General features: G+C 31.1%; 10 protein-coding genes. 9 read left to right on the forward strand and 1 reads right to left on the reverse strand.

Annotated elements, in window-relative coordinates:
- Window positions 1-18: 18 nt before the first annotated feature.
- The 9 genes from BN4220_RS13810 to BN4220_RS13850 all read left to right on the forward strand — a co-directional run bounded on the left by BN4220_RS13810 (window position 19) and on the right by BN4220_RS13850 (window position 12,560).
- Window positions 19-1,197: a radical SAM protein gene (locus BN4220_RS13810; RefSeq protein ID WP_066717452.1), complete on the forward strand. Its 1,179-nt coding sequence runs from the start codon at window positions 19-21 to the stop codon at window positions 1,195-1,197.
- Window positions 1,198-1,812: 615 nt separating this feature from the next.
- Complete coding sequence (locus BN4220_RS13815) at window positions 1,813-3,042, forward strand: glycosyltransferase family 2 protein (protein ID WP_066717455.1); 1,230 nt, start codon at window positions 1,813-1,815, stop codon at window positions 3,040-3,042.
- A gap of 17 nt (window positions 3,043-3,059) precedes the next feature.
- Entirely contained in the window at window positions 3,060-4,202 is a 1,143-nt protein-coding gene (locus BN4220_RS13820) for a glycosyltransferase family 4 protein (protein ID WP_066717460.1), read from the forward strand.
- A 27-nt stretch (window positions 4,203-4,229) separates the two neighbouring features.
- A complete protein-coding gene (locus BN4220_RS13825) occupies window positions 4,230-5,162 on the forward strand; it encodes a DUF6625 family protein (protein ID WP_066717468.1) in 933 nt (310 codons plus the stop codon).
- The gene (locus BN4220_RS13830; protein WP_066717472.1) at window positions 5,156-6,064 is read left to right on the forward strand and encodes a hypothetical protein; all 909 of its coding nucleotides are present in this window, start codon (window positions 5,156-5,158) and stop codon (window positions 6,062-6,064) included. The genes BN4220_RS13825 and BN4220_RS13830 overlap by 7 nt, the downstream gene beginning before the upstream one ends.
- Before the next feature lie 35 nt (window positions 6,065-6,099).
- Window positions 6,100-7,431 (forward strand): O-antigen ligase family protein, encoded by a 1,332-nt coding sequence (locus BN4220_RS13835; protein WP_066717475.1) that lies wholly within the window; start codon window positions 6,100-6,102, stop codon window positions 7,429-7,431.
- A 346-nt stretch (window positions 7,432-7,777) separates the two neighbouring features.
- Window positions 7,778-9,223 carry a flippase gene (locus BN4220_RS13840; RefSeq protein WP_066717478.1) on the forward strand — a complete coding sequence of 482 codons (1,446 nt, stop codon included), beginning with the start codon at window positions 7,778-7,780 and terminating at the stop codon, window positions 9,221-9,223.
- Between the two features lie 1,191 nt (window positions 9,224-10,414).
- On the forward strand, window positions 10,415-11,656 hold the full coding sequence (locus BN4220_RS13845) for a nucleotide sugar dehydrogenase (protein WP_066717481.1): 1,242 nt from the start codon (window positions 10,415-10,417) through the stop codon (window positions 11,654-11,656).
- 364 nt (window positions 11,657-12,020) lie between these two features.
- Window positions 12,021-12,560 (forward strand): VanZ family protein, encoded by a 540-nt coding sequence (locus BN4220_RS13850; protein WP_066717485.1) that lies wholly within the window; start codon window positions 12,021-12,023, stop codon window positions 12,558-12,560.
- 134 nt (window positions 12,561-12,694) lie between these two features.
- Here BN4220_RS13850 and BN4220_RS13855 read toward each other — a convergent pair whose 3' ends face one another.
- On the reverse strand, window positions 12,695-13,258 hold the full coding sequence (locus BN4220_RS13855) for an acetate uptake transporter (RefSeq protein ID WP_066717486.1): 564 nt from the start codon (window positions 13,256-13,258) through the stop codon (window positions 12,695-12,697).
- Window positions 13,259-13,302 lie beyond the last annotated feature (44 nt).

Genomic DNA, 13,302 nt, shown 5'->3' on the forward strand with positions numbered 1-13,302 from the left:
GGGAAGAGGTAAAGAAAAATGGCTGAAAAAAAATTAAATGGTACTGTTATTGTGACTTATCGTTGCAACGCACGTTGCTCTATGTGTAACAGATATAAAGCTCCGTCTAGGCCGGAAGAAGAGATCTCTATCGAAACGATTAAAAAATTGCCACCGATGTATTTTACCAATATAACCGGTGGTGAGCCGTTCATCCGTACTGATTTGAAGGAAATTGTTCGTGAACTCTACAAGAAGAGTGAACGTATTGTTATTTCCACAAATGGCTTCTTTACGGATCGTATTGTGGATCTCTGTAAAGAATTTCCCCAGATTGGTATCCGTATTTCTATTGAAGGTCTGGAAAAGACAAACAATGAAATACGTGGGCTAGATAATGGTTTCCAGCGTGGCTATGGCACATTGAAAAAGCTCCGCGAAATGGGTATGAATGATGTCGGCTTCGGCATGACTGTTCAGGACACGAATGCATCTGACCTTGTTCCGTTATACAAACTTTCTGCTGAAATGGAAATGGAATTTGCTACGGCATCCTTACACAACAGTTTCTATTTTGTAGAGGCTAAGAACATCATTCATGACCGCCCTATGGTTGCACAGAACTTTGAAAACTTGGTCAATGAATTACTGAGATCCAACAGTCCGAAAAAATGGTTTCGTGCGTATTTCAATCATGGTCTTATCAACTATATCTACGGTCAGAAACGTTTACTTCCTTGCGACATGAGCTTTGATACTTTCTTCATTGATCCTTATGGTGATGTTATGCCTTGTAACGGAACCAAAGACAAGGAAGTTATGGGTAACCTGAAGACTCAGTCTTGGAACGAGCTTTGGACTAGTCCTGAGGCAGAAAATGTTCGAGCAAAAGTACGTCGCTGTGATCGTGATTGTTGGATGATTGGCTCTGTTTCTCCAGCGATGCATAAGTACATTTGGAAACCAGCGTGGTGGGTTTTTAAGCATAAGTTCCTGTTCTTCTGGAAAAAGAAAAAGTACAGCATGTATGAACTCCCGATTGTTCGTGATTATCGAGACGGAAAGGTAACGAAAGAACAATTAGATAAGTGCAGTACATGTGATATGAATTGTATAGTTAATAATGGTCTAAGTGAAGCGTCAAAAGAGCAACTTAAGTATAAGACTGGTGAAGAAATTGTTGACGCAGATATAACATTACAGTTGAAAAATAAGTAATTTATAGAATTATTAAGATGCAAAGTTGAGTACTAGACTGCTTCTCAAAGTATATAGAGTCGTTAATTTTTACTGTGAATTAGATTTATGTTGGTTGTTGTTATTTGGAATAGTATTCTTGTGAGTATGTGTGTATGCTATATTTTATAGAATTGCAAAGTCGAAGAAAAACATTTTGATTTGTTCACGGATATTATACATAATTAGTAATGTTTTAAATATGACTTTTTTACATTCCTATTACGTCTGAAAATATTGGCTTTATAATGCCGTATTTTGCGTGTTATAGCTATCGTTTTATACGAAATCGAATATAGGTAAACTCTCGGGTAAAAAGTCTATGTCTATATATGGTTAAATTATATTGGAATTTTGGATGTATGTGGTAAAGTTTTAAATTATATATCTGCTAAGAATGTACCTGTTATCACTATGGAACTTTTACTAGGTGGAGTGCTATATATTGATTGTACATTCTTCGTTTGGGACAAGCAGTCAAAAAAAGTGTTCAGCAACATTACTAAATCACATATAGATTAGAACATGGAAAGAAATTGAAATTTATAATAGTAGGAACATAAATAAATTATAGAATAGATAAGTGGAAATATAAAAATGATTGAAAAAATAAAGAAAACTGCTAAAAAGTATAGATTGTTTTATAAAGTGTATGCGGTATATGTAGATATATCTATTTTTGCAAAAAAAATAAAGCTCTTATCGTATGATTGTAAGCATACCACTATTAGTTCTGAAGTAGGAGTTATTGAAGCTCAAAATAATATTAGTAGCATCAGAAAAGCATCATGGCCAGTAATGCTAAGAGATTTAGCACAGTGCCAAGAGTATATTGATTTGTCTGTGATTGTTCCAATATATAATGTTGAAAAATATTTAGATATATGTTTGCAATCATTAGCGAATCAAAAAACAAACTATACATTTGAAATAATATGTGTAGACGATGGATCAACTGATAATTCAAGAAAAATATTGGAGAAATATAAATCAGATACAAAATTTGTTATTATAACTCAAAAGAATAAAGGACACTCAGGAGCAAGAAATACTGCGTTGCCATTGGTACGAGGTAAATATATTACATTTGTTGATTCAGATGACTTTGTTTCAAATAATTATATTGAGGAACTACTTAATGTAGCAAATATAACCAATGCAGATATAGTTCAAAGTAGTTATGAAAAATGCAATAGTAATTCAGAAAAATTATTTAGATATAAGTACAAAACAAATATTCGACGTGATTTTTTTGAATATGTTGAGATTGATGGTACACCTTGGGGGAAAATCTACAAAAGAGAATTGTGGGATTATGTACAGTTCCCTGAGGGAATGATGTTTGAAGATACAATTATATCTAATATAATATTTCGGAAATGCAAAGTAATGGCAATCTCTAACGATACTATATATCACTATCGAATTCACGGTAATAATACGATAGATAAATTGAAGGGTGATATTAGACTATTGGATGCTGTTTGGAGCATTCTTTATTCTTTAGATGTATCAAAAAGATTGGGACTTGAAAATACGATAGATTATTATGCATATTTACTGTTACAATGTAGCACTCACCTTTATTACAGAATTCAAACTTTTCCGGAATACATACAGAAATCAAGTTTTATCATAGCGTGTGATAATATTAAACAATATAGGGAGAATCTTGAAGATAAAGATATTTATTTTCAAGATATTGTGTTAAGAAGACTTGATGAAAGTTTTTTGAAGGTAAATTTTGAATTATGGAAAAAGTGTAGCATGGTTTATAAAAGCAGTCATGTGATTATAAATAAAAACTATAGCTACAGAAGACTCTAATTAAAGGAGAATTGTAAATGAAGATATTAATTGTTCGTTCGTTTGCCCAGATAGTAAATTTGAAGACATACAATTTACAAGAAATTGGAATGGCAAAGGGATTGGTCAAACAGGGACATATATGTGATATTGTATATTACAATGGTAAAAATAAAGACAAAGAACAGGTTCTAACATTTGAAGATAACGTTTGTGTTAAGGTATTTTGGCTTAGGGGATATTCAATTTTTCGTGATGGAATTATGCCATCATTGAAGAAGTTGGTTTCTCAATATGATAAGATTATTTTTGATAGTTATAATGCAATTACATCTTTGTGGGCGATAAAGAAGATACCTGCAAAATGCATTATTTATCAAGGCCCGTACCCTTCAAAATACACTAAAAATTATGTGAGAAAGACCAAAATAATAGACAAGTTGTTTTATAGTTTTATTGATAAGAATAGCATACATATTATGACGAAAAGTGGGTTAGCTAAAGATTTTTTGACTCAAAAAGGTTTTACAAACATAGATGTTGTTGGAGTAGGGCTGAATACTGATAGTTTGACAAATGGTAATATTGATAGAAAAAAAATGGATGAAATTATCTCTGTGATAGAAAAATTCAAGAATAATGGTATTTTGGGATTATATATAGGAGTTCTCGAAGAACGAAGGAATATATTATTTATGCTTGATTGCATGAAAGAATTGAAAAGGATCGCCCCTTATTACAAGTTGTTGATTATCGGGAAGGGTTCAGATGAATATGAAAGAAAATGCCAGGAATATATTGTTAACAAAGGGCTAGAAAAAAATGTGTTACTTATAAAAAAAGTAGAACAAGCATATTTAAAATGTGTTTATAACCGCGCTGATTTTTTCTTATTTCCAACACAATATGAAATTTATGGGATGGTCTTGTTAGAGGCGATGTATTTTGGATTACCAGTTTTTACCACATACAACGGTGGTTCTAGCACGATGATAACAGACAGTAATGGTATTATATTGAAGAATGAAGATGCACTAATATGGGCAAAGAAAATTAATTTAATTATCAATAATGCAGAGAAACGAAGAAATATCTCAATGGAAGCACATAGAACAATCGAGAAAAATTTTACATGGGAAGTGATGACAAAACATATTATCGAAGTTTTAAAACAGATGTAAATATGTATGGATTTTGGAGGAGAGAATTTGAAAACGATAGCTTTTATTGTGCCATATATTTGCAAGGGAAAACAGTTACCGAATTATTTTCAGTTGTGGTTGGAAACATGCCGTTATAATCCAACAATCGATTTTTTAATATTCACAGATGATAAAACAGTATATGATTATCCGAAGAATACTAAGATACATTATGTGACATTTGAGTTTCTAAAAGAGTTATTTCAAAAGAACTTTGATTTTGAAATCAACTTAGAAAAACCTTACAAATTTTGTGATTTTAAACCTGCATATGGTGAAATATTTTCTGAATATTTAAAAGGTTATGATTTTTGGGGACATTGTGATATTGATTTATTTTTTGGGAATATTAGGAATTTTATAACGGAAGAAATTTTGCAAAAATATAATCGTATATATACACGTGGTCATTGTTGTTTATATAAAAATGAGGCAGAAGTTAATGGGTGGTATCGTAATTTACCTCGTTGTGAATTTCAATTTTATAAAGATGTGTTCATGCAAGAAACAGGCTGTTGCTTTGATGAATGGGCTGGACATTGTGGAGGAGGCTTGTCTCAGATTATTTCTGCAAATAATATTGAGCAATATGACGAACCAGATATGGCTGATTTGGATATTTCAAAAAATTATTTTAAAGTAAATAGATGGGAAAGATTGAGTAAAGACTTAATTTTTGAATTTGATAGTGGGCAGTTATTCGCTTGCAGTAATGGAGTAAAGAAGGAAACAATTTATGTACATTTTCAAAAGAGACCATTGATAATGCTTTCAAAAAACAAAAAACACTTTTTCTTTGTAGCACCTGGATATGTAGTTGATAACATTGGAGAAATAAAAAAGGTATTTTGCATACTAAATAAAATGAAATTTCTATTTAACTATTATTGGAAAAAAAGTAAAACAAAAATGAATTTAGGCAGGAGACCGATATGCTAGATAAACTATATGGATTAGTGACGCCATGGGCTATTTCTAATAAAAAACAAATATTGAAAAACCGCATCATTGGAAGATTGGCTAATTATACATATCCGGTATATTGCAAATATAATCGAATACAGAAGACTGTAACTGAAAAAAAGAAAATTAAGATTGTAGTGTCATTAACAACATATCCGTTACGCTTAAAAGAGGTTTATTATTGTTTAAACTCGCTTATTCGACAGACAAAAAGAGCAGATATTATTATTTTATGGCTAGCTGAGGAACAGTTTCCAAATAGAGAAAGAGATGTGCCTAATGAAATAAAAAATTTAAAACAATATGGATTGGATATTAGATTCTGTAAAGATTTGAGATCGTATAAAAAAATTTTTTATACGGCGCAAGATTATAAAGATTCCATAATAATAACTGCTGATGATGATGTATTGTATCCAGAATACTGGATAGAAAAATTATATAATACGTATAGAGAATATCCAGAATGTGTTGTTTGCTTTAGAGCGCATGAAATGCTGTTTGATAAAGGAACAATTTTGCCATATAGAAAATGGAATGGGATGGCAAAAAATGTAAAAGGACCATCGCTGAATTTAATGCCAGTAGGAGTTGGGGGAGTGTTATATCCACCATATTATTTTTCAAATGTTGAATTTAACGATACAATGATTATGAAGCTTGCTCCGACAACTGATGATATTTGGTTAAAGGTTATTGGTATAATTAATAATTATTCTGTTGTGAAAGTTGATAAGAACTCAAAAGAGTGGTTTACTATTAAAGGAACTCAGCGCATAAGTTTGAAATCTTACAATGTAGATACAACTAATGCAAATGATGAGGCATTAAAAAAATTCTTTGAATATTATGGATTAGATTTTAAAAAATTTAGCTAATTAGCTTGAATATATTTGGCCGGGAGGTGGATAAATTGGCAATATCATTGCAGCTAATCTATGTCTTAATACTGCTACTTTTTATCAATATATATTTTATTTATAAACATAAATATTATCAAAGTACTGTATTAATGGTAATCCTTTTATTTTTCGTGCCCACTGATGCAATGGGGATTCTAAGTGGTAAACCCTATAGTACCTCAGGAGCATTAAATTTAAGTCTTGTAGGATATGACATAGTGATTATGTGGTTAGTGACAGCGAGCAAAAAGCGTTTTAGTATTAAGAATATAAGCAAAAATGATTTGATTGTTTGTATTGGATGTTTTAGTGGAATGATTATTTTGCGTATGATGGTAGATGGAATAGGTGCTTTTAGCAATAAAATGTTAGATAACTTTTTATTACCATTTATGGCAGCATTATTTGTTGCATCTTATTTGCGTAAAGAATATGTGGCAAAGCTTTTGAAGGTAATATATTTGTGCATATTGGTGAATGCTGGAATTGCGTGTGCAGAATATGTTGTTGGAAGAAGTTTGTTCTTTCATTCATATTATTTGTCAACTGTAGGCTGGTATCCTAATATTTATAATTCGGTGAAGTGGGGAGTTCCATTTAGATGTACAGCATGTTTAGGGCATCCATTGACTAATGGATTGTATTATAACTTAGCAGTTGTATATTTGTATCATGATGAGCGAAGAAAGACGAAGAAGGGACGTACTTTACAGTGGTTATTATTGACGTGCGCAATTATAACCACGAATGCCAGAAGTGCATTGCTAGTATTTATAGTCTATACAGCAATACATTTATTAATACAGAAAAAAATAAAAGATACTGTTATTTTTATTAGTGCTGCAATAATAGGATTCTTTTTTGTTGATTTTCAATCAGTATATTCACAATTGTTCGCACGAGATATTACTGGAAGCTCAATTTCAGTCCGCTTAATTGCTTTAAGTAGTTTCTTAAAGATTTCACTAAAGAATTTGTTACTTGGTGTAGGATACAATAATGTTACAAAAGTAACCTCAAAATTTGGGATTGGAAATTTTGAAATATCGTATTTTTCAATTCTTTTGGAAAATGGGTTACTAGGGTTTACCCTCTGGGTTGTTTCTATGTTATCTTTTTATAAAAAAAGTATGATAAAAAAATATCAGAATCTAGATATTAGACGCATTATAAATGGGATGTTAATAAGTTATCTAGTGATTGGTGGAATGTCAAATTCTTTTGCAGATCCAGGCTCATTGAATTACATCTTATGGATTATATTAGCGCTATCAAGAATATTTGATGTGAGGAATTTTCCTTTAAGCAATAGTATGAAAATAGATTCAATACAAGAAAACTGATATAAAAGCATCTCTGAATAAAAGTGGTAACATCTAACTAGATGCTGAAAATGAAGGACAATTAAATTGTATTTCATCCACTAGGGCAGAGCCCTGCATACGAGTATGGAGGATGGGTTTGCTTTCTCATAATTAAGCAGAGAGAGCTTGAAAAAGATGTTATAGTTGATAATAACCTTTGTATTGATTATGATTCATAGATTATGGGAGAGATACTACTATATAAAGGGTGTTTTGGAGATGGGCAGTTGTTACATATAGTATGGTAGGGGGACTAGCTAAATATATAAAATAGAAAAATTAATATAAATTTATATTAATTTTCCGAATGGAGGTGACTTGAATTTTGAATAGATTAAAAAAGAATCTGTTTTATAATGTTATTTATCAGATTTTAATTTTAATAGTACCATTTATAACAACTCCATATGTATCAAGAGTCTTTTTAGCTGATGGACTAGGAACATATTCAGTTACAAGTGCAATAGCAAAGTATTTTTGGCTGTTTGCATTACTAGGGATGGCAAATTATGGAAACAGAACAATTTCTATTTCACGAAAAAATAAGGATGATGTATCAAAAACATTCTGGAATTTATTTTATTTTCAAGCTATAATATCAACTATTATATTTATTGCATATTTAATATATGTTGTCAAAATTGGATATAAAGCATACAACATAATTTCCATCTGTCAGATACCCTACGTGTTGTCAGCGTTTTTTGAAATTAGTTGGTTTTTTTACGGAACGGAACAATTTCGTTTTATGGTTATTAGAAATGCAATAATTAAAGTGGTAACAACAATTTTAATTTTTGCTTTGGTTCGAACACAAAATGATGTGTGGATATACACTTTGATAAATGCTATAAGTACGCTTGCGGGACAAGTGCTAATTTGGCCATTTCTATTAAAAAATACTAATTTTGTAAAACCAAATTGGGAAATTATAAAAGGTCATTTTAAACCTAATTGTATTCTTTTTGTTTCTGTAGTGGCAGTAAGTATTTACACATTAATGGACAAAATTATGATAGAACTTTTGAGTACACGGTCTGAAGTAGGCTATTATGAAAATACTGAAAAAATATTAAACATGTGTAATAGTATTACCGGAGCTATAGGTGCGGTCATGCTTCCAAGAATATCTTATTTAATGGGAAAAAAAGATGATACTAATATTTATATGTACTTGGCGAAGTCTATGAAATACATAATGCTTATCTCTATTGCAATGTCTTTTGGAATTGCCGGAATCGGTAAAGAATTTGCAATTGTATTTTTTGGTAAAGAATTTGCAGCATGTGGAACTTCATTAATAGTTATTTCAGTTGCAATTATGTTTTATTCTTGGGAGAACATTTTGCGAACCCAATATTTATTGCCAGGGTGTAGAGATAATATATTTGTAAAAGGAACAATTTATGCAGCAATAACAAATTTGATTTTGAATAGTATATTTATTCCTAAATTAGGTGCCCTTGGCGCAGTAATAGGTACAGCTGGAGCACAATTTTCGGCCGCATTTTATCAGAGCATTAGCGTTAGAAAGGAACTACCAATTATAAGCTATATAAGAACATTAATTCCATTTATCTTTTTTGGGGAAATTATGTTTATTTATTGTCGAATAATAGGAAAACTCTTTGGTAGCCACATTCTTACTGTAATCGTTCAAGTTTTGGGTGGAGCAATAATTTTTTCAGGTTTAAGTTTAGTTTATCTGGTATTAGAAAAAGATCCATTAATAATAAATATGCAAAAAAAGTTAAGAAATAAATTAAATTAATGCTACTTATTGAGAAAAGTGGAGCTTGTAGCAAATATATAGACTGTTTAAAACAAAGGAACTTAGATATATCTTCTATGGGATAGATTTACTTCAATGTACAACGCAATTATAAAGTTGCTTTTGGGAGTAATACGCCATAGAAGTGTTAATTTTATGGAAACAGTATTATCGTTTAAAATGTCTTGATAATCATAAGCAATAGGTATGCTATTAGGATAACTACTCAAAAAATATTGGATATTATGTTAGTTGGGAAAGGAAATTGCAATATTATTGAATGGGCCGAATAAAATCACTATTTTGATACTAGATACCTAAAGGCTATCTTCATATGGTCAGGTGTCATTTTACAAGCGGATGAGTAAACTCCGCTTCGTATCTTGATACAAGAATTGGGTTTTTTATAATGGTAAAATGTTTTTAAGATACTGGAAACAAAGCGTTGATTACATCATCTATCAATAATTTTGCGATTGCTGGTATCTTGTATCCTGCGTTTGCAACTATTGTTTCTATACCAATATCATTTATCTTGTTATGTAAATCCTTGAACGTTCTGCTGTCATGTCCATTTATAGATGAATTGTTTATTTAAGAATAATTAATAACATACTGTTTCTATTGAAGATGCAAAAATATGAGTATCTTTTTTGGACAGTTTCTTTCAGGAGCTGTAGTGTTATTTATGCTGTTTTTTTTATTGCGGAAAATAACACCAGAGTAATCTATTTAACTACCATAGGATGAAAGTATTATCATTATTTTTGTTTAATATTTTTAATAAATTATTCCATAATTGATTTTGTCATCATTGATTTTTTTAAATAATTTTTCAAAGAAGTACTTCTCTGTGCGGAATTCCTCTTTGCATCTTTTGGTGTTAGCACAGGTTTTTATATGGGCTATTATGGTTATTGGACTTTTTCTAGTTAAACTTTAAAAATTCCATACTTTCGCCTGGTAATGGCAATATTATAAAAATACCTTATGGTAGTTAGAATATAAATATCCAATATAATAGAAAATAATATCCTTTCCCTTCACTAATTTTAAAATCATAGAATAGAGTTTCCCGAATAAAATATAAATAAAATTATGAATATAACAGTTTAATAGACAGATTAAAGGAAAAACAGTATTACCTGTTAATATGAATGTTGTATTATAAGATAATTGTGAGGAACTCATATGCCAAGAATTGCCGTCGCTGGAACGGGTTATGTAGGTTTATCCCTTTCATGTTTATTAGCAGTAAATAATGAAGTAATTGCTGTTGATATATCAGAAAAGAAGGTTGAAAAAATCAACAACAAAGTATCTCCAATTACCGATAAAGAAATCGAAGATTTCCTTGTAAATCGTAAATTGAATTTAAAAGCTACCACAGATGGGGATAACACATATAAAGATGCAGACTATGTTATTATTTGCACTCCAACAAATTATGATCCTATTAAGAACTACTTTGACACTTCTTCCGTTGAAAGCGTAATAAATCAAGTAATGCAAGTAAACCCTAATGCGATTATGGTCATCAAATCAACCGTACCAGTTGGATATACAAAGGAGATTCGAGAGAAACTTGGTTTAAAAAATATTTTATTCAGTCCCGAATTCTTAAGAGAAGGATACGCTTTATATGACAACTTATATCCAAGTAGAATCATTGTGGGAGTACCCCAGGATGATGAAGGCTTGAAACAAAAGGCCAAGGAGCTTGCGTTATTATTACAAGAAGGTGCGATTAAAAAAGAAATCCCAGTGCTATTTACAGATTTAACAGAAGCAGAAGCCGTGAAGTTATTTGCGAATACATATCTTGCTATGCGTGTTTCTTATTTAAATGAGCTAGACACGTATGCAGAAATGCGTGGTTTAAATACTAGGCAGATTATCGAAGGTATTGGCTTAGATCCAAGAATAGGAACACATTACAATAATCCTTCGTTTGGATACGGTGGTTATTGTCTTCCAAAAGATACTCGTCAATTATTAGCAAATTATAATGATGTACCACAAAATATCATGACAGCCATCGTTGAAGCAAACAGAACAAGAAAAGATTTTATGGCAGATCGCGTACTTCAAAAAGCTTGTTATTACTCTTATGGTGAAAATAACGCCTACAGCAGTGCTGCCGAAAAGCCGGTGACGGTTGGAGTCTATCGACTAACTATGAAGGCGAATAGCGATAACTTTCGTCAGTCATCCATACAAGGTATTATGAAACGAGTAAAAGCGAAAGGAGCCACTGTGGTTATATATGAGCCTACACTAAACGATGGTGAAACATTCTTTGGTAGCATTGTGGTGAATGATATAGATAAGTTTAAGACTTTATGTGACGTTATTGTGGCTAATAGATATGATACACTATTAGATGATGTAGAAGAAAAAGTTTATACAAGAGATTTGTTTCGAAGAGATTAAATATACGCTAAAAATTTTATTTATGACAATTATTGCATTTTAAGTAAAAATCCTGTAAATTATATATGTACCGTAAAGCACTTGTTATCTACATTGGAGGGTACCCCTGTGTATTAAGAAGTGAGATTTGGATAAACTTTAATAGGACTATGAGATTATTGAAAAGGCATAGGAGAAATGTGTAGACTAGCGATGTTTTTCAAATCATGAAATATAAAAACATGATTTAAGCGTGACTGTAACCGAGAATCTGAATATTAATATATTGAAAGTAAATTGTGGAAAGATAAACTAGACATTTCTACAAGGAAATATATTAATTTAATTCGTCGATACTACACTAAAATATGAAAGAAGATCATTTATGTGGAATTTAATTGCAGAAGATATATTAGAAAGTTTAAAATATTTAAAACTTTCAATTGTTATAGCATCATTTTTAGTCGTTTTATATATTGTGTTTAATAAATTTATAAAGAATAAGCCAATTGGGATAAAAACGATTGTCCCAATGTTTATTTTAGTTGTTTACCTCGTCAGTCTTTTTCAAATAGTATTTCTCTCAAGAGAACCAGGGTCAAGAGATGGTATTGATTTGCAGATTTTTGGAACCATTACAGGCGATGCAAGAGGAAATTCATATGTTATAGAAAATATATTCCTATTTATACCGTTAGGCTTTTTAGTACCATTGGTATTTAATAAGATAAGGACGTTTTGGCGTTGTATTCCCATAGGATTTTTACTGAGCATCTGTATTGAAGTGACTCAGTTACTTACCAAACGAGGATTTTGTCAATTAGACGATGTTATTATGAATACTTTAGGGTGTATGATTGGTTTTCTTTTATGGAGGCTAATGGAATATAATTATAAACGATTTCCCTTATTAGAAAGAGATTAATTAAAATGTTTTGTAAAAGAGGCCATCCCATTGGTGATTATAATTGGGATGGCCTCTTTTCTTTTAGCAACTGACTTCACATAGAACCAGTAATATAATTATATGCACTGTTAACACTCGATTGAAAAGTAAAATTATAAAGGCATAATGTTTTTTCCAAACTCATGGTTGATAATTTGTGCCATTGCGTTGTAAATAGCAGAGAGACCACAAAAGATACCAATATATCCTGCCATAGTGTGTATCTGTTCAGAACCTGTAAAATCAGATACAGCAAGTAATAAGAATAATAGTGTTAGGGAACCAAATACAATTTGAGAGGCACGGTTATGTTTTAATGTTCCAATGAACATAAATGCAGTGAAGATACACCAAAATCCTAGATAATATCCCATGCTCTTAGAATCTGCGGACTCGATTCCTTTGAAAGGATTGATCCAGATTAAAATTAATGACCACCAGAAGAATCCATAGGCAGTAAAAGCGGTTGCACCGAAGGTATTATTTTTCTTGAATTCCATGATACCAGCGATTATTTGAGCAGCTCCGCCGAGTGCAAATCCCATTGCTACTATAACAATAGAAAGAGGGATAATTCCTGCATTGTGTAAATTTAATAAACATGTTGTCATTCCAAATCCCAAAAGACCAAGAGGTGCTGGATTTGCAATATTTGATTGATTTCCTTGTGTCGACATTTTGTAATAAACTTCCTTTCACTTTCATTCTTTTTTAAATCGAA

This window comes from Clostridium sp. Marseille-P299 (assembly GCF_900078195.1).
Classification (GTDB): domain Bacteria; phylum Bacillota; class Clostridia; order Lachnospirales; family Lachnospiraceae; genus Lachnoclostridium.